Source organism: Pseudomonas sp. H1_F01 (assembly GCF_054681425.1).
This window is the reverse complement of the sequence record NZ_CP162823.1, coordinates 4,866,575-4,884,436: the sequence shown is the minus strand read 5'-3', so window position 1 is coordinate 4,884,436 and position 17,862 is coordinate 4,866,575. Positions and strand designations below refer to the sequence as shown.

The 17,862-nt window shown below is 61.9% G+C and carries 17 protein-coding genes; 6 read left to right on the top strand and 11 right to left on the bottom strand.

What is annotated here, in order from left to right:
• Window positions 1-49: 49 nt before the first annotated feature.
• Entirely contained in the window at window positions 50-358 is a 309-nt protein-coding gene (locus AB4O09_RS21960) for a hypothetical protein (RefSeq protein WP_223524573.1), read from the bottom strand.
• Between the two features lie 347 nt (window positions 359-705).
• Between AB4O09_RS21960 and yegS the strand changes: the two genes are divergently transcribed.
• On the top strand, window positions 706-1,623 hold the full coding sequence (gene yegS, locus AB4O09_RS21955; protein WP_039010925.1) for a lipid kinase YegS: 918 nt from the start codon (window positions 706-708) through the stop codon (window positions 1,621-1,623).
• On the opposite strand, the gene AB4O09_RS21950 is transcribed toward yegS, so the two are convergent.
• The 3 genes from AB4O09_RS21950 to AB4O09_RS21940 form a co-directional block, all read right to left on the bottom strand.
• Window positions 1,607-2,266 carry a response regulator gene (locus AB4O09_RS21950; RefSeq protein ID WP_003199464.1) on the bottom strand — a complete coding sequence of 220 codons (660 nt, stop codon included), beginning with the start codon at window positions 2,264-2,266 and terminating at the stop codon, window positions 1,607-1,609. The two genes, yegS and AB4O09_RS21950, sit on opposite strands and share 17 nt — an antisense overlap.
• Window positions 2,263-3,156 carry a sensor histidine kinase gene (locus AB4O09_RS21945; RefSeq protein ID WP_003199467.1) on the bottom strand — a complete coding sequence of 298 codons (894 nt, stop codon included), beginning with the start codon at window positions 3,154-3,156 and terminating at the stop codon, window positions 2,263-2,265. Before AB4O09_RS21945 ends, AB4O09_RS21950 begins: the two co-directional genes overlap by 4 nt.
• Before the next feature lie 233 nt (window positions 3,157-3,389).
• Window positions 3,390-3,860 carry a hypothetical protein gene (locus tag AB4O09_RS21940; RefSeq protein WP_003199471.1) on the bottom strand — a complete coding sequence of 157 codons (471 nt, stop codon included), beginning with the start codon at window positions 3,858-3,860 and terminating at the stop codon, window positions 3,390-3,392.
• Between the two features lie 482 nt (window positions 3,861-4,342).
• Between AB4O09_RS21940 and AB4O09_RS21935 the strand changes: the two genes are divergently transcribed.
• Window positions 4,343-5,266, top strand: a complete 924-nt coding sequence (locus AB4O09_RS21935; protein ID WP_003183670.1) for a chemotaxis protein CheV — start codon at window positions 4,343-4,345, stop codon at window positions 5,264-5,266.
• Between the two features lie 71 nt (window positions 5,267-5,337).
• On the top strand, window positions 5,338-6,147 hold the full coding sequence (locus AB4O09_RS21930) for an MOSC domain-containing protein (protein WP_003199473.1): 810 nt from the start codon (window positions 5,338-5,340) through the stop codon (window positions 6,145-6,147).
• 84 nt (window positions 6,148-6,231) lie between these two features.
• Here AB4O09_RS21930 and ppnP read toward each other — a convergent pair whose 3' ends face one another.
• The 6 genes from ppnP to AB4O09_RS21900 all read right to left on the bottom strand — a co-directional run bounded on the left by ppnP (window position 6,232) and on the right by AB4O09_RS21900 (window position 13,931).
• On the bottom strand, window positions 6,232-6,516 hold the full coding sequence (ppnP, locus tag AB4O09_RS21925) for a pyrimidine/purine nucleoside phosphorylase (RefSeq protein WP_003199475.1): 285 nt from the start codon (window positions 6,514-6,516) through the stop codon (window positions 6,232-6,234).
• A gap of 93 nt (window positions 6,517-6,609) precedes the next feature.
• Complete coding sequence (locus AB4O09_RS21920; RefSeq protein WP_003199477.1) at window positions 6,610-7,152, bottom strand: 3'-5' exonuclease; 543 nt, start codon at window positions 7,150-7,152, stop codon at window positions 6,610-6,612.
• Between the two features lie 62 nt (window positions 7,153-7,214).
• Window positions 7,215-9,185 carry an acetyl/propionyl/methylcrotonyl-CoA carboxylase subunit alpha gene (locus AB4O09_RS21915; protein WP_039010930.1) on the bottom strand — a complete coding sequence of 657 codons (1,971 nt, stop codon included), beginning with the start codon at window positions 9,183-9,185 and terminating at the stop codon, window positions 7,215-7,217.
• A 134-nt stretch (window positions 9,186-9,319) separates the two neighbouring features.
• Window positions 9,320-10,477, bottom strand: coding sequence for a citronellyl-CoA dehydrogenase (atuD, locus tag AB4O09_RS21910; protein ID WP_013692596.1), 1,158 nt, complete (start codon window positions 10,475-10,477; stop codon window positions 9,320-9,322).
• A gap of 33 nt (window positions 10,478-10,510) precedes the next feature.
• Window positions 10,511-12,127 (bottom strand): geranyl-CoA carboxylase subunit beta, encoded by a 1,617-nt coding sequence (gene atuC, locus AB4O09_RS21905; RefSeq protein ID WP_013692597.1) that lies wholly within the window; start codon window positions 12,125-12,127, stop codon window positions 10,511-10,513.
• A 13-nt stretch (window positions 12,128-12,140) separates the two neighbouring features.
• Window positions 12,141-13,931: an acyclic terpene utilization AtuA family protein gene (locus AB4O09_RS21900; RefSeq protein WP_013692598.1), complete on the bottom strand. Its 1,791-nt coding sequence runs from the start codon at window positions 13,929-13,931 to the stop codon at window positions 12,141-12,143.
• A 180-nt stretch (window positions 13,932-14,111) separates the two neighbouring features.
• Between AB4O09_RS21900 and AB4O09_RS21895 the strand changes: the two genes are divergently transcribed.
• The 3 genes from AB4O09_RS21895 to AB4O09_RS21885 all read left to right on the top strand — a co-directional run bounded on the left by AB4O09_RS21895 (window position 14,112) and on the right by AB4O09_RS21885 (window position 16,714).
• Window positions 14,112-14,738 carry a TetR/AcrR family transcriptional regulator gene (locus AB4O09_RS21895; protein ID WP_003199486.1) on the top strand — a complete coding sequence of 209 codons (627 nt, stop codon included), beginning with the start codon at window positions 14,112-14,114 and terminating at the stop codon, window positions 14,736-14,738.
• 115 nt (window positions 14,739-14,853) lie between these two features.
• Window positions 14,854-15,630, top strand: coding sequence for a substrate-binding periplasmic protein (locus AB4O09_RS21890; protein ID WP_027912685.1), 777 nt, complete (start codon window positions 14,854-14,856; stop codon window positions 15,628-15,630).
• Between the two features lie 70 nt (window positions 15,631-15,700).
• The gene (locus AB4O09_RS21885; RefSeq protein WP_223528682.1) at window positions 15,701-16,714 is read left to right on the top strand and encodes a GNAT family N-acetyltransferase; all 1,014 of its coding nucleotides are present in this window, start codon (window positions 15,701-15,703) and stop codon (window positions 16,712-16,714) included.
• A 537-nt stretch (window positions 16,715-17,251) separates the two neighbouring features.
• Here the strand turns inward: AB4O09_RS21885 and AB4O09_RS21880 are convergent.
• Window positions 17,252-17,800, bottom strand: a complete 549-nt coding sequence (locus tag AB4O09_RS21880) for an RNA polymerase factor sigma-70 (protein ID WP_003199492.1) — start codon at window positions 17,798-17,800, stop codon at window positions 17,252-17,254.
• Between the last annotated feature and the right edge of the window lie 62 nt (window positions 17,801-17,862).

The following is a 17,862-nucleotide window of genomic DNA, read 5'->3' as shown; positions in this document are numbered from 1 at the left end:
GGTGTTCTGCGGCCCGAGCCGGATCCTCGGGCCTTCACGCGCCTCACCTTCATCGTGTGAGCAGCATCACCACCTGATCGAATCGATTGTTCGCAATCCAGCCCAGCAGGCCGAGCACCACCGCTGCAGCGCCAGCCGAATAGGCCAGCCTGTGGCGGATCACCTTTACGTCGGTGCGAATTTCATCCATGTCTTTGCGGATGTATTTGAGGTGGGTTTCCAGTTCAACGACGCGCGGTTCCAAATCAATTCCTCCAACGGGATTACTGCAACTTTTGCATTCGTTCTGAGTATCGGCCCGCCCGCTTCCAAGGGGCGCGCGCTGCTGGGGCAACAGCTTGTATTCACGGTTATGCATGGGACGGATCATCCCCTTGGCCATAACTGTTCGAACGACTGATCCGGCCCCAGCGGGCCGTGACGTATCCATCCATGGGTAATTGCTTCCTTGTCTGATGAGGGTTTTAGCGTTCCAGCAAAACAGAAGACCAAGGTGTCTCAATACCGCTAGAGGGTCAATTGAGCTGATTCGCCAGATCTTGTAAGAAAACTCTTCGAATCAAGACGACCCGGTCGAACGAGCTGCCCTGCGGGTTTTCTCCCGGGGGCAAGCCTTCCTGCTTTTTTAATAAATTGAGATGTTTCGGGCTTTTTCGCTCGAATGAGCGGTCCCATTTCCTGAACCTTCCAATGACGGAGACAACGATGAGCAAAGGCAAGGCGCTGTTGATTTTGCATGGCAAGCAAGCGCTCAACGAAGAGGTTCGCGCGGCAGTGATGCTCAAGCGCGAGCAGGGCTGGGACCTGGCGGTACGGTTGACCTGGGAGGCGGGTGATGCCCAACGATGCGTCGATGAGGCGCTGGAGGCCGGTTATACGCAACTGATCGCCGGCGGCGGTGATGGGACCTTGCGTGATATCGCCGAAGCGATCGTCCTCCATTCGAGTGATGCCAGCCTGGTACTGCTGCCGCTGGGCACTGCCAACGATTTCGCCCGGGCGGCCGGTGTTCCGTTGGAGCCTGCGCAGGCCCTGGATTTGCTCGACGTTGCGCCGCAGGTCGTGGATGTGGGTGAAGTCTGCGGTCGGATTTTCCTGAACATGGCCACCGGCGGATTCGGCAGCCAGGTGACGGCGAACACCTCCGAGGACCTGAAGAAAGTCCTGGGAGGTGCGGCCTACCTGTTCACCGGCCTGTCGCGATTCAGCGAGCTGAGTGCCGCCTACGGTGAGTTGCAAGGCCCCGATTTCCACTGGCAGGGCGATTTGCTCGCGCTGGGTATCGGCAATGGCCGGCAGGCAGGGGGGGGCCACGTGCTGTGCCCGGAGGCGTTGGTCAATGATGGGTTGCTGGACATCAGCATCTTGCCGGCGCCTCAGGAAGTGGTCAGTACGTTGAAGGACTTGCTGGCGGGTGGCCTGGGCATCGACAACATGTTTGTCCGCGCGCGCTTGCCATGGGTGGAGATCAAGGTCGCGCAAGGCCTGGATATCAATCTCGATGGCGAGCCGTTGCAGGTAGACACCCTGTGCTTCACTGTCCACCCGAAAGCGCTGCACGTGCACCTGCCGCCCGATTCGCCGCTGTTGGGCGGTGCGACGGCGATCAATCGTCCAGGCTGATGATCTGTTCGCGCACCGCGAACAGCACAAGGCCGGCCACGTCATGGATCTGCAGGCGCTTCATGATTTGCGCCCGGTGGGTTTCCACGGTCTTGATGCTCAGGTTCAGGCCATTGGCTATTTCCCGGGTGGACTTGCCGCGCACGATCAGCCGCAGTATTTCCAGCTGGCGTGCCGTCAGGTTATGGGCCCGGGCAGGGTCCGACTGATGCTTCTGGACGCGGGTCAGCGCCTGGTTGATCACGGTATGGGCGATGGCCGGGCTCAGGTAGCGTTCGTTGTTGCGCAGCGCCTCCAAGGCGTGTTTCAGCTCATTGGCGGTGGTGTCCTTGAGCAGGTAGCCATGGGCGCCGGATTCCAGCGCCTGCATGATCAGCGCTGGATCCGTATGCATGGACAGGATCAGTACCTTGCTGTGGGGGCGTGCCCGCTTGAGCTGTTGCAAGGCGTCCAGGCCGCAGGTGTCCTTCATGGAAATGTCCAGCAGCACGATATCGGGGTTCAGCCGTTCGACCAGTTCGACCAATTGCGTGCCATCACTGGCTTCGCCAATGACGGCATAGCCCGGGATATCCATGACCAGCGCGCGTACGCCGGCCCTGATCAGGGAGTGGTCATCTACCAGAAGCAAATTACAAATCAAAGGAAAACCTTATTCTTACTGGCTCGTTCCAGGGCTCGCGGTGCCCAGGGGAAGCGTGCTTCGATGTGCGTGCCTTTTCCGGCCTCGCTGATGACCTTGAGGGTGCCGCCCAATTGTTCGACCCGCTCCGACATGCCGGCCATGCCCCGTTGACCTTCGCGAGCGGGGTGGGTGGCCGGGACAAACCCCTGGCCATCGTCGCTGATCAGCAGGGTCAAGCCGTCAGGCAGGCGTTGCAAGCGTACCAGCAGATTCGTCGCTCGGGCATGACGCAAGATGTTGGTGACCGCTTCCTGGGTGATCCGGAACACCGCGACCGACATTTCCTCCGGGATGCCAGCCATGCGCTGTTGGCAATCGAGGCTCCACTTCACCGGGGCATTGGCCAGCGTCTTGAGCAGGTGCGCCCGCAGGCTGGCCTCCAGTCCGAGGCTGGTCAGTTGCCGGGGGTTGAGGATCGCCGATACGTCGCGGACCTTGTTGAGGGTTTCGTCCAGGGTCTCGCAGAGTAGCGTGCATTGGCCTTGCAATTCTTCCGGCATCCGCCGCTTGAGCCATTCGCCTTGCAGTTTCGCCGCGGTCAGCAACTGGCCAATGTCGTCGTGCAATTCGCGGCTGAGGCGATGACGCTCGTTTTCCTGGACCTCAAGCAACCGGTCGGCCAGTTCCTGGGGCTGGAACTTGATGGATTTGCGTGACAACCGATGGTGGATCCAGACACAGGTCATGGCCGCCACATTCAGTGCCAGCAGGCTCAACGGCACCGTAGGGGCGAACAGGTAGGCCAGCAGGCAGCCGACGGCCGAGCAAATGCACAGTAATAATGTGAAGCGACGGGCGTTTTCTCGGGAGGGAGGCCAGGTGATGAGTGACTTGAGGCTGGCGTACATAGCGGATGGAGCCAATGAATGTTCGCTGCGGGCTGGCCGGTCAGCGCATCTGACAGGCCCGGTCGGGTAAACGTTTCAGGTCGAGGGCAGCTTCGGTCGGCGGCTTTTACGGCGCTGTCTTGAAGTGGCTGACGCGCGAGATAGTACCACTTCACCTATCGTTGGTCGCGCTCGGCATGGCGCGGTGTAAGCGCTACGTACCAGGCACGCGGCACTGAGCCGGCATCATCGTCTCAGGCTTGTTTCTGGGGGTAGGGTACCAACGCCAGCGGACGTGACGCTGCCGATGCCTGGTCGGGGCTCTGGCCTACCTGGAAAGCGAATGCCTCGATCAACAAGGTCTGTTCGCTGCTGTCCAGGCCCAACTGGCCGGTGGTGTGATCGACCAGTTCCAATTGCCAGGCCATCAGGGTCAAGCAATCCTTCAGGGCGTCCAAGGCCTGGTCATGCAACTCCATGTGGTTTTGCGCGTGACTGAGCAAGCCATGAATATGCAGTGAAAACTCCGAAACGGCTTCCAGCGCCAGGGCATTGGCCTTGTTCGACAGTTTCAGCAAGGTGCTGAGCATGCAATCGATGGCGTCCTTGTCGTTGTTGATCAATTGCAGATGGCTCAGGCATTCCTCCGACTTGGCCAACAGCGTCTCGGCCTCGATCAGAAGCTCGGGAAGACGCTGACTCCAGTTCCTACGATCGTTCGGCATGCTTATCTCCACAACATCATGTCAGGCGAAAGAAAACCGCTTATGGCGAACGGCTGGATCTCAAGGTCGACCGCGGTCGGACGCACAGCGACACTTCCCTGCCGTTTAGCGAAAGTGAATTCGCAAACAATTGCACGGATGGGATCGGCCGAAAGGCTGGAGGTCCGATGTCCTGTGGTCGCGCACAAAAGCCTGACTCCGTTCAGCAATGAGAATGGCGTCACATTAATGGCTATTGGATAACGGGAATATCAGGTTGGACCTGATTGTGCCTAGGGGAATCCCTTAGGCAGGGGAACTTTGCACGCAAACCAGGGTCGCGCGGCAGAGAAAAATTGCAGATGAAGTCATGAAGCCAGTAAAGCATGATGTTAATGTGACATCAATGCCCCGCGCTTGTATTTTATCCGGGGGTCAAGATTCGGCTCGTGCAGCCGATATCTCATTCATTGGATTCATCCGAACAAGCCCAGGAGTCATCGATGGCCGGCATTCTCGACACAGTAGATCAACGAACCCAACTGGTGGGTGAGAATCGCCTGGAAATTCTCATGTTCCGCCTGGCGGGTCGACAGTTGTTCGCCATTAACGTGTTCAAGGTCCAGGAAGTCCTGCAACTGCCGAAACTGACCCTGATGCCGCAGCGCCACCCGTTCGTGTGCGGCGTGGTCAATCTGCGGGGCCAGACGTTGCCGGTGATCGACCTGTCCCAGGCCATTGGCATGCGTCCGCTGGTGCCGGGCCCCAACAGCACCATTATCGTGACTGAATACAACCGCTCGGTTCAGGCATTTTTGGTGGGCGGCGTCGACCGCATCGTCAACATGAACTGGGAAGCCATCCTGCCACCGCCGACCAGCGCTGGCCGTGAGCACTACCTGACGGCCATCAGCAAGGTGGACGATCAGTTGGTGGAAATCATCGACGTGGAAAAAGTCCTGGCCGAAATCGTTCCGTACAACGCCAAGGTCTCCCGGGACAAGCTCGAAGACCCGGTGCTGGAGCGCGCCCGTGGTCGCGAAGTGTTGCTGGTGGACGACTCCAACGTCGCGCTCTCGCAACTGCGCGATACCCTGGGGCAACTGGGCGTGAAAATGCACATTGCCAGCGACGGCCTCAAAGCCCTGAACATGCTCAAGGCCTGGGCCGATACCGGCGAGGTGATGACCGATAAATTGCTGATGATCTTCACCGACGCGGAAATGCCGGAAATGGACGGCTACCGCCTGACCACCGAAATCCGCAACGACCCGCGCTTGCGTGGGCTCTATGTCGTACTGCACACCTCGCTGTCCGGCAGCTTCAACGATTCGATGGTCAAGAAGGTCGGTTGCGACAACTTCCTCTCCAAATTCCAGCCGGACAAGCTGGTCGATGTGGTGCGCCAGCGGCTGATGCTCGACTGAAACCGATGGTGGTTTGCTTCAATGGCCGGCTCGTATAAGGTGGCATTTTTTCGCCACCAGGGAAGTTGACCATGTTGCGGCTGAGCGCGCTGTATCGGTATCCGTTGAAGTCCGGCAAGGGCCAGCCCTTGCAAGGGATCGGCCTGGACAAGCTCGGGCTGGACGGTGACCGACGCTGGATGCTGGTGGATGAGGGCACGGGGCGTTTCCTGACCCAGCGCGCCGTGGCGAAGATGAGCCAGCTCTCAGCCTCGTGGAACGAAGCGGGCGGCCTGACGCTCAGCGCGCCGGGCCATGGCGCCATCGACGTGCCGCTACCACCAGTGGTGGAGGAACAGCGGCGCGGGGTGATCATCTGGCGTGACACCTTGCGTGTGCCGGATGCCGGTGACGAGGCCGCGGCCTGGGTCAGCGAATTCATCGGCAATCCTACCCGCCTGGTGCATGTGCCGGTGGATCTGGCGCGTACCACTGCCGCCGGTTATGGCAAGGATGACGACAAGGTTGCCTTTGCCGATGGTTTCCCCCTGCTGCTGATTGGCCAAGCGTCCTTGCAGGACCTGTCGAACCGGGTCGGTCGTTCGCTGGAAATGTTGCGCTTTCGCCCCAACCTGGTGGTCGAGGGCAGCGAGGCGTTTGCCGAGGACGGCTGGAAGCGCATTCGTATCGGCGAGGTTGAGTTCCGGCTGGTCAAGCCATGCTCACGTTGCATCATGACCACGGTCGATCCGCAAACCGGCGAACGCGATCCGAATCGCGAACCCTTTGCCACGTTGCAGCAATACCGTTCGACACCGGACGGTGCGATGTTCGGCCAGAACCTGGTCAACGACAGCAACGGCCGGCTTGAAGTCGGCATGCCGGTTGAAGTGCTCGAATAAAAAGATCCGTAAACAAAAATGCCCGTGTCACTGGACACGGGCATTTTTGTTTATCACGCAACCGCTTTTGTGATGAGGGCAGGCTTAGCCGCGGTACTCACACAGGTAAGCGGTATCGACGGCCACTTTGAGCTGGAACTTGCTGTTGGCCGGAACATTGAACTGGCTGCCGGCCTCGAAGATTTCCCAGTCGGTGCTGTCCGGCAGCTTCACGGTCAGCGCGCCGGAGACCACGTGCATGATTTCCCGTTGGGCCGTGCCGAACTCATATTCGCCCGGTGCCATGACGCCGATGGTCGCAGGGCCTTCGGCTGTGCCGAAAGCGATCGACTTGACGGTGCCGTCGAAGTACTCGTTGACTTTAAACATGGGCGATTCCTCGAAAAAGGGGCTGAAAAAGGCCGGCCAGTATGCACAAGGCTGCAACATTCGTCATCTGCCGCACTGGGAGGTGGCTTCCGCTCAACCCGGAAGCACCAAGGGCAACAACCGCGCGGTATTGCGCGCGTCTTCCAGCGCACGGTGCTGTTGACCGCAGAATTGCAGGCCAGCCAGTTGCAGCGCGCCATTGAGCCCCAACGGTCGCTCCAGCCGACGGGCCTTGGCGAAGCGTTGCTTGAGGTTCATGTGCGGTACCTGGCCGAGGACACTGTGCAACTGCTGGTGCTGCCATTCCTGAAGCAGTTGCTTGCGGTCGTAATCGCCCCAACTGACCCAGCTTTCCAGCTTCGACTGATACGGCGTCAGCCAGCGCTCGAACGCCGGCCAGACCTCGGTCAAGGGCGCGGCACTGTCGATATTGGCCTGGGTGATGTGGGTCAGTTCGCGACAGAAGGGCGTGAGCAGCGGTCGCCTCAGGGGCCGCACGAAGCGCTGGAAATGATCCACTTCGCGGCCGTCACGATTCACCAGCGTGGCGCCGATTTCGATAATTTCCATTTCGGTTACCGGCCAGCCACCTTCATCGGTGGTGGCCTCCAGATCAATCACCAGCCAGTGAGGCATTGCAGGGTTCCCGGTATCGGCGTGCTGATGGGTTTGAGCGTAGTCAAACCCTCGGCATCCGACTAGTGGGCTGTTTCAACGCGCAACAAAACCTGGCGGTTTTTCACCTGGTCCCCCCGCGTGACCTGCAATTGCCTGACCACGCCGTCGACGCCTGCCTTGAGTGGGTGCTCCATTTTCATGGCTTCAAGCACCATGAGCAGTTGGCCTTGGCGCACCGTGCTGCCTTCGCGGACCAGCAGCTCGACAATGGCGCCGTCCATGGGCGCCTTGAGCGTGCCGTCGCCGGGGCTGGTCTTGGCGGCGATGGGGGACAGGGTTCGATCTTGCAGGTGCAGGCCGCCAGGGCGGGTGAACAGCCAGAGATCGTTGCCATCGAGGCGCCAGGAATGCCGCCGGCGAATCCCATCGATCATCAGTGTCGCGCCATGGGGATCCGCGTCGAGCAGCCTCAGTTCGATCAAGCACCCGGCACTGCGTATGTTGAGTGTGCCGTCGGCTTCGGCCACCAGGCTCAGCGTCCAGTCGTGCTCCCCGACGCCGATCCGGTAGTGCAGCGCCGCGCCGATGCTGTTGCGCCATCCGCCCAGGCCCGGTGCGCGTTGTGCTTGCGAGGCCAGATAAAACGCCGCCGTGGCGATGGCGAGTTGTTCGGCAGAGGGATCGAGGGGCTGGAGCGCCCCATGATTGGCAAAGTGCTGCCCGATGAATCCGTTGCCGAAGTCGCCGTCGATGAACCGCGGGTGTGCCAGCAACCCGACGAGCAATCGCTGGTTGCTCTGCACGCCAAGCAGTACGCAATCTTCCACCGCTCGCAACAATTTGCGTCGGGCCTCCTCGCGAGTGGCGCCGTGGACGATGAGCTTGCCCAGCATCGAATCGTAGAACGGCGTGATGGCCTGGCCCTCCAGCAGACCGTGGTCAATTCGCACGCCGTCCCGTATGGGCGGCTCCCAACCGATCAACTGCCCGGTCTGAGGCAGGAAATCGGCCGCCGGGTCCTCGGCGTACAGCCGCACTTGCATGGCATGGCCGCTGAGCGTCACCTGCTCCTGGCGCAGGGGCAGCGGCCTGCCGGCGGCGACGTCCAATTGCCAGGCCACCAGATCCAGGCCGGTGATCAACTCGGTGACCGGGTGTTCGACCTGCAGGCGCGTGTTCATCTCCAGGAAGTAAAACCGACCGTCCGCAGCGAGCAGGAACTCCACGGTCCCGGCCCCGACATATTTCACTGCGCGCCCCACCTTGAGTGCCGCATCGCCCATGGCCTGGCGCAGGTCGGCGGTCATGACCGGGCAGGGCGCTTCCTCGATGACTTTCTGGTGGCGCCGCTGGATCGAGCAGTCCCGTTCGCCCAGATGGATCAGCTGACCGTGGTGGTCGCCGAAAATCTGCACTTCCACATGCCGCGGATCGATCAGGGCCTGTTCGAGGATCAACTCGTCGCTGCCAAAACCGTGCAGGGCTTCCGAGCGCGCGCTGCGCAACTGCTCCAGCAGGTCCTCGGCCCTCTGGACCAGGCGCATGCCTCGGCCCCCGCCCCCGGCGCTGGCCTTGATCATCAACGGGTAGCCGATGCGCCCGGCTTCGCGCTGCAGCGTGTCGTCGTCCTGGGCGGCGCCCTGGTAACCGGCGATGCAGGGAACGCCGGCTTCAATCATGGCGATTTTTGCCCGGCGCTTGCTGCCCATCAGGTCGATGGCCTCGGGGCTGGGGCCGATGAACACGATGCTGGCCGCTTCGCAGGCCTTGGCGAACCCGGCATTTTCCGAAAGAAAGCCGTAGCCGGGATGGATCGCATCGGCACCGCAGCGCCGGGCTGCATCGAGAATCGCCGAGGGGTTGAGGTAGGACTGCTGCACCGCGGCCGGGCCGATCGGCACGGCTTCATCGGACATGCGCACGTGCAGTGCATCGGCGTCGGCCTCGCTGAACACCGCCACCGTGCGATAGCCCAGGGCCTGGGCGGTGCGCTGGATCCGGCAGGCGATTTCGCCACGGTTGGCGATGAGGATTTTGCTGAAGGCGGGCATGGGGTCATTCCTGGGTTTTTGCGGTGTCTGTCTGGGCCTCATCGCGAGCAAGCTTTGCTCCCACAATGCCCGGTGAGTGCATTCAGCTGTGGGAGCAAAGCTTGCTCGCGATGGCGGTCTGGCAGGCGATGTACTCAGTTTTTCTTCCCCGGCAAAATCCCCATGAGCTTGCAGATGATGCCCAGCATGATCTCGTCCGCACCGGCACCTATGGACACCAGCCGCACGTCGCGATACGCCCGGGCGACCGGGTTGTCCCACATGAAGCCCATGCCACCCCAGTATTGCAGGCAACTGTCGGTGGTTTCCCGGGCCAGGCGTCCGGCCTTGAGCTTGGCCATCGACGCCAGCCGCGTGACGTCCTGGCCGTTGATGTACTGCTCGGTGGCCTGGTAGACCAGCGCCCGCAGACATTCGATCTCGCTGGCCAGTTCCGCCAGGCGAAAGTGGATCACCTGGTTGTCGATCAGGGCCGTGCCGAAGGTCTTGCGTTCCTTGCAGTACGCGATGGTGCTGTCGATGCAATGCTCCAGGCCCTTGAGCATGTTGGCCGCGCCGAACAGGCGTTCTTCCTGGAACTGCAGCATCTGCATCATGAACCCGGCGCCTTCCTGGCCGATGCGATTGCGTTGTGGCACCCGCACGTCGTCGAAAAACACCTGGGCGGTTTCCGAGCTGCGCATGCCGAGTTTGTCCAGGTGCTGGCCGAGGCTGATGCCGGGGCTGTGCATCGGCACCATGATCAGCGATTTGTTGACGTGGGGCTTGTCGTCCGAGGTGTTGGCCAGCAGGCAAATGAAATCGGCGCTGGGTGCATTGGTGATCCACATCTTGCTGCCGTTGATGACGTAGTCGTCGCCGTCCTTGCGCGCCGTGGTCTTGAGGCCGGCGACGTCGGAGCCGGCGCCGACCTCCGAGACGCCGATGCAGCCGACCTGTTCGCCGCGGATGGCCGGGCGCAGGAATGCTTCACGCAACTCATCGGAGCCGAAGCGGGCCAGGGCCGGGGTGCACATGTCGGTCTGGACGCCGATGGACATGGGCACGCCGCCGCAATGAATGGTGCCGAATTCCTCGGCCGCGACGATCGAATAGCTGTAGTCCAGGCCCATGCCGCCGAAGGCAGCTGGTTTGGAAATGCCCAGCAGGCCCAGCTCGCCGGCCTTGCGGAAAACCTCGTGGATGGGGAAACGCCCGGCCTTCTCCCATTCGTCGACGTAGGGGTTGATATCATGCTCGACAAACTGGCGGACGGTGCGCCGCAGTGCTTCGTGTTCCTGGGTGAAGATCATTTCTAGTGTTCTCCTGTGAGCCGTGGAGCGTCCTCAGAAACGGGCCACGCCGAAGCTGTTGGCTTGCAGTGGCCGCTGCTCGGCCTCGTGACAGATGTCTAGCAGATAGCCCAGCAGTGTGCGGGTGTCGCGCGGGTCGATGAGCCCGTCGTCCCACAGGCTGGCGCTGCCGTAGAGAGCGGTGGACTGGCTGTCGAGTTTCTGCGCGGTGGTTTGCTCGAGCAGGTCCAGCATCTTCGGGTCGGGGGTCAGGCCGTTCTTGATCTGCGTGGCCTCGGTGACCATGCGCAGGACCTTGCCGGCCTGGGCGCCGCCCATCACTGCCGTATGGCTGTTGGGCCAGGCGAAGATGAAACGTGGGTCCAGCCCACGCCCGCACATGGCGTAATTGCCGGCGCCGTAGGAGCCGCCCACCACGACGGTCAGCTTGGGCACTCGGGCATTGGCCACGGCCTGGATCATCTTGGCGCCGTGCTTGATCACCCCTTGTCGCTCCGACTCGGTGCCGACCATGAACCCGGTGGTGTTGTGCAAAAACAGCAACGGCGTGCGGCTCTGGTCGCACAGCTGGATGAACTGCGCGGCCTTGCTGGCGCCTTGCGGCGTGATCGGTCCGTTGTTGCCGATCAGGCCGCAGGCGTGGCCGCGAATGTGCAAGTGGCCGCAAATCGTCTGGGCGTCGAACTCGCTTTTGAAGGCCAGGAAATTCGAGCCGTCGGCGATGCGGGCGATGATTTCCTGCACGTCATAGGGTTTCTTCGGGTCGTCGGGGACCAGTCCCAATAATTCGTCGGCGGGGTAGAGCGGCTCCGTCCACGTCCGTTCGAGCTGTGGCGGCAGTTGCGCATTCCAGGGCAGCAGGCTGAGGATCTCCCGGGCCAGGCGCACGCCGTCGGCGTCGTTCTCGGCCAGGTATTCGGCGGTGCCGGCCACCTGCGCATGCATCTGTGCACCGCCCAGTTCCTCCTCGCTGGCCACTTCGCCGGTCGCGGCCTTGAGCAACGGCGGCCCGGCCAGGAACAACCGCGCCTTGTCGCGTACCACCACCACGTAATCCGACAGCCCTGGCTGATAAGCCCCGCCTGCGGTGGCCGAGCCATGCACCACGGTGATCTGTGGCAGGCCCATGGCCGACATGCGTGCCTGGTTGGCGAAGCAGCGCGCGCCTTCGACGAAAATCTGCGCCGCGTAATTGAGATTGGCGCCGCCACTTTCGGCGAGGGTGATGACCGGCAGTTTGTTCTCCATGGCGATCTGTTGCAGGCGCAGGGTCTTGTACAAGCCGCTGGGGGAAATCGTGCCGCCCTTGATTGCGCTGTTGTTGGCCACCACCAGCGCCCGCACCCCGGACACGTAGCCGATCCCGGCGATCAGGCCGCCGCCGGCCTGGCTGCCGTCCTTGTCGTCATGGAGTTTGTAGCCGGCCAGGCTCGCCAGTTCGAGGAACGGCGCGCCAGGGTCCAGCAGCAGGTTCAGGCGCTGGCGCGGCAACAACTGGCCGCGCTGGTCGAACTTGCCCTGGGATTGGGCGGCTTTCTCCAGCACGGCCTGTTCGAGCTGGCGCAGCTGTTCGACACCAGCCAGCATCGCCGCGTGGTTGCGTGTGAAATCAGCACTGTGGGGATCAAGGTGCGATTCGATGACTGGCATTGGCGACCGTCCCTTAGTTGACCTGGTCGGCGATGCCTTGCGGCACCGGAATCTGAATCTCCAGCAACTGCTGGGCGAACGCCTTGCCCTGGGGATCGATGCGCAGGCTGGCGACACCGCCGCCGCCGAGGGCGTTTTCCAGCAGGAAATTCAAACTGTGGGTGCCCGGCAGGTACCAGCGTTCGACCCGGCCCAAGCGCGGGTCGAGCACGTGGCTCATCCAGTCGACCATCACCTCCGGTGTCAGCGCTTCGGCGATCCAGGGCAGGTATTCGGGTTCCCGGGCGATCACGCCAATGTTGCTGTGGTTGCCCTTGTCGCCGGAGCGCGCCACCGCCAGTTTGACCAACGGCACGCTGGCATCGGCCCGGCCCTGGGGTTTGGGCAGGTCCGGGGCAACGGGCAGATCGACGGTGTGCAACGGTTCGAACGCGGGCAGGGGGCAAGGGTGACGCTGGCCGTCGAGTTCGATGTCGAGCCGGCAAGTGGTTTTGTCGATCAGGAACGAGAACAGGCGAATCAACGGCGACACCGTCGGCCGGCCACCGACCAGCCCCGTCAGCCCTGGCGCCATGCCGGTGGCGGCTTGGGCGATCTCCCTGGAAAACAGCACCAGCGGCTGTTTGTCCGAGTGCCGTACCGCCAGCTTGATCACCACCTCACGGCTGTCCTGGCGTTGGCCGTGCTGGCCGTAAGTGGCTTCGCTGCCCAGCAGTTCGATGTCCACTTCGCTGTAGGGCGCCCAGCCACGCTGGCTGAACATCTGTGAGGTCTTGGCGACGATTGCCTGGCTGACCCGTTCAGCCTTGGCCACCGCATCAATGCCGGCGATCAGGCAGGTGGCGGTGCAGCGCCAGCCGTCCAGCCAGGTGGCGCTGACCTTGTATTGATCGGTGGGTGGCAAGCCCTTGGCGCCGTGGACGCGCACGGCGTGCTTGCCTTGCTGGATCAACCTGACCTGGCTGAAGTCACAGACCACGTCCGGCAACAGATAGCCTTGCGGGTCGCCGATTTCGTAGAGCAACTGCTCGCCGACGGTCAATGGCGTGACCAACCCGCCGCTGCCTTCGGCTTTGGTGACCGTGAACTGGCCGTCGGCGCTGACCTCGACGATGGGAAAGCCGATGTGCTCGTAATCCGGCACTTGCTGCCAGTCGGTGAAGTTGCCGCCCGTGCACTGGGCGCCGCACTCGATCAGGTGCCCAGCCAGTGCGGCCTGGGCCAATCGGTCGTAATCGTCCCAGGCCCAGCCGAACTCATGCACCAAGGCGGCGCTGACCACGGCGCTGTCCACTACGCGGCCGGTGATCACGATATCGGCCCCCAGGCGCAACGCCTCGACGATGCCGGGCGCGCCAAGGTAGGCGTTGATGGACACGCACGCGCAGGGCATTGGTTCGCCACTGAACATTTCGCGAATGCCCTGGGCGGCGAGTCGATCGAATTGCGGTTGCAGGTCATCGCCCAGCAGCACGGCGATCCTCAACGGCACGCCGGCCTGATCGCAGGCCGCTTGCAGGGCCTTCGCACAGGCTTGGGGGTTGACCCCGCCGGCGTTGCTGATGACACGGATGCCGTGGTCATGCAAACGCCGTAGCAGCGGTGTGAGGACCTCAATGAAGTCCGTGGCATAACCGCTCGAAGAATCCTTCAGGCGCGCCCCGGCCATGATCGATATCGTCACCTCGGCCAGGTAGTCGAACACCAGGTAATCCAGCGCCCCGCCCTCGACCAGTTGCGCTGCCGCTGTACAGGTATCGCCCCAGAAGGCGCTGGCGCAACCGATACGGATCGTTTTTGGCATGGCGTTCCCTCCGGCAAAGGTGGTTCGAGACTACCAAGCAAGCGCTTGGTTTGTAAACGACCGCTGGTTCTTCTGGCCGAGCGCTTGCTTGGCTGCCTCGGTCAGCTTAAATTGCCCGCGCCACTGATGGTTTGGTGTGCAATGCTCGCGCGTGGGTTGATCGACTGTAGGAGAGAATGGGTGGACGAGCAAAAAGCCCTGGGCGTGATGCGGGAGCTGGTCGACAACGGGCAACTGACCGACCCGGACAGTGCTCGCGGCAAACTGCTCCAGACCGCCGCCCACCTGTTTCGCAACAAAGGCTTCGAGCGCACCACGGTGCGTGACCTGGCCAGTGCCGTGGGCATTCAGTCGGGCAGCATCTTTCACCATTTCAAGAGCAAGGACGAAATCCTGCGGGCGGTGATGGAAGAAACCATCCGCTACAACACCGCATTGATGCGCGCCGCCCTGGCCGAGGCCGACAGCGTGCGTGAGCGGGTATTGGCGCTGATCCGCTGCGAATTGCAGTCGATCATGGGCGGCACCGGCGAGGCCATGGCGGTGCTGGTCTATGAATGGCGTTCGCTATCGCAGGATGGGCAGCGGCATGTGCTGGCCCTGCGTGATATTTATGAGGACTTGTGGCTCGAGGTCCTGGGCCAGGCCAAGGAGGCCGGGTATATTCGTGGAGACGTGTTCATTACCCGGCGGTTCCTCACGGGAGCGCTGTCCTGGACCACCACCTGGTTTCGCGCCGAAGGCAGCCTGAGCCTCGATGAGCTGGCCGAGCAAGCCCTGATCCTGGTGCTTGAAGAAAAACAATAATCGAGCAGTGCCTTGAATGACCGAGTGGCTGGCTAAGTGGCTGAAACCGCCTAGTTTGATTGTTATTGATGGGACTTTTGGGGAGTGGGTTATCTTGACGTTTTCGCCGATGGGGATGACCTCGCGTCTGGTGCTGGCTGCTCTGGCCGTTTTGCTGGCGTTGCCGACCGAGGCAGCGCAACTGGTACGGATCGGCGCGGCGCATTTTCCGCCTTATACCGTTCGTCCCGAGAACGGCGCCGACACCGGCCTGCTGCCGCAAATGGTGGAGGCCTTGAACCAGGCGCAAACCGACTATCAGTTCGTGCTGGTGCCGACATCGATCCCGCGCCGCTTCAATGATTTCAAGCAGGGCCGGGTCGACATGGCGATCTTCGAGAACCCGGCCTGGGGCTGGCAGGACGTGCCGCACACCTCGGTAGACATGGGGCTGGAGGATGCGGAAGTCTTCGTCGCCCAGCGCGAGCCGGATCGACAGCAAAGTTATTTCACCGACCTCAGGGGCAAGCGCCTGGCACTGTTCAGCGGTTATCACTATGCCTTTGCCGAATTCAACGCCGATCCCAAGTTCCTTACCGGCCAATACAACGCCACGCTGACGTACTCCCACGACAGCAACCTGCTGATGGTCTTGCGCGGGCGCGCGGATATCGCCCTGGTGACCCGTTCGTACCTCAACGATTACGTGTTGCGCAACCCCGAAGTCGGCCCGCAATTGCTGGTGTCTGAACGCATCGATCAGGTCTACCACCATTACGCGCTGATCCGCCCACAGGCGCCCATTTCCAGTGAGGCGTTTGCGCAGTTGCTGCAAATGTTGCGGGATAACGGTCAGTTGCTGAAGATTTTCCAGCCCTACCAGATTCATCTGGTGCCCATGCATTCCCATTGAATGTGCCACTAAATTTCCCTTCCTGGCTCACGTCCCACGTTGACTACCGACGAATACGCGAGCCCCTCCCATGTCCAACCTCAACCCCCCGACGACGTTGCCCTTGCCCGGCGGCCGTCGCCTCGGCGCCGATGAAACCGAACGCCACCTGAGCCTGATGCTCGAAGGTGCGCCGCTGATCCGGCTGCGCCTTGCGCGCGGTCCCGAGTTGCACGTGCACTTGCAGGAACTCGACGATCGACCGGTGGGCCCGGCGCTGTGGGCGGCCTGCTATTGGCTGTTTGCTCGCGACTCCGACTGCCAGCGCCTGACCTGGCACCTCGACGAGCGCCCAGGCGAAGCCTTGCTCAGCGGTTTGTTGACAGCCACTGAACGTGCCGGTGAATACATTTGCGAGCGCACGATGTTCTGGCAATTGCCGCAGCCCTGGCTGGGAGTGTCGTTCAACGGCAGTTATCCACAACACATGATCATCACCGATGGCCAGCGCCATCCACGCCGGCCCATCAAGCCTCGTGGCGAGGTGTACCGGCGTTTCGATGCGCGGCTGGGCGCCTGGGTGTCCTTGCGCACCTTGGAAATCGAGCAGGACCTTACGCGTTTCAACCGCTGGCAGAACAGCCCGCGAGCGGCGAGCTTCTGGCAGGAGGAGGGGAGCCTGGAACAGCATCGCGAGTACCTGGGCAAGCTGCAGGCCGATCCCCGGGTCTTGACCCTGATCGGCTGCTTCGATGACCAGCCGTTCGCTTATTTCGAAACCTATTGGGCCAAGGAAGATCGGATCGCGCCGTTCTATGACGCCGGCAACTACGATCGCGGCATCCACATGCTGGTGGGCGAAGAGCAACACCGGGGGCCGCACAAGGTGGCGAGCTGGTTGTCGGCGCTGGTGCATTACCTGTTCCTGGACGACCCGCGCACCCAGCGCGTGGTCGCCGAGCCCCGGGCCGACAATGCCCGGATGATCGGGCACCTGCACAACCAGTGCTTCCATTGTGAAAAGGAATTCGATTTCCCCCACAAGCGCGCGGCGCTGATGATCCTGGGGCGTGAGCGGTTTTTTGATCGGTGTGGATTGATGTGAGGTTTGGCATGGGGCAGGTAGTGGTCATCAGGCCGCCATCGCGGGCAAGCCTTGCTCCCACAGGCTCCGGGCTTCACACACTATTTGCCCGCCAGAAAAACCAGTGGGAGCAAGGCTTGCTCCCACAGGCTCCGGGCTTCACACACTATTTGCCTGCCAGAAAAACCAGTGGGAGCAAGGCTGCTCCCACAGGCTCCGGGCTTCACACACTATTTGCCCGCCAGAAAAACCAGTGGGAGCAAGGCTTGCTCCCACAGGCTCCGGGCTTCACACACTATTTGCCCGCCAGAAAAACCAGTGGGAGCAAGGCTTGCTCCCACAGGCTCCGGGCTTCACACACTATTTGCCCGCCAGAAAAACCAGTGGGAGCAAGGCTGCTCCCACAGGCTCCGGGCTTCACACACTATTTGCCTGCCAGAAAAACCTGTGGGAGCAAGGCTGCTCCCACTGGCTCCGGGCTTCACACACTATTTGCCTGCCAGAAAAACCTGTGGGAGCAAGGCTTGCCCGCGATGGGGCCGGAACTGACACCTCATATCACCGCCGGGCGAAGGTATCCCCCCGAACCCCCGACACCTTGCGGCAATGCACCAGGGCATCGCGGATCATGAAGTTCACCAGGGTCGGCGAGACACCCAGCTCCTTGGCGATGTCCTTCTGCGGCACGCCATGCAGGCGATACATCTCGAAGGCATAGCGGGTGCGGCTGGGCAGTTCGGTCAGCGCGTCGGCGATGTGCTCCAGCGTGGAAAAGTTGATATGGGAGGTTTCTGGCGAAGCACCCTGGATCACCACGTTCAACCCTTCCTCTTCCGGCCCCGAGTATTTCAGTTCCAGCGCCTGCTTGCGGTAGTGGTCGATCGCCAGGTTGCGCACGATCTGGAACAGATAGCTGAGCTGCGCCTTGAACGAGGAGGTGATCTGGGGCGCCGATTGCAGCCGGAAAAACGCGTCCTGCACCACATCTTCGGCACGGGATCGGCAGCCGGTAATGCGTGCCGCGATCTTGACCAGGATCAATCGGTTGTCCACGAATGCCTGGAGTAACGGTGAGTCGCACCTGCTTGTGGATACTTGTTCCGTCATGGAATTCACCTTGCTGCAAAAAGTTAGCAGGACGTCCGGATGCCGCACTCGTCCTACACATC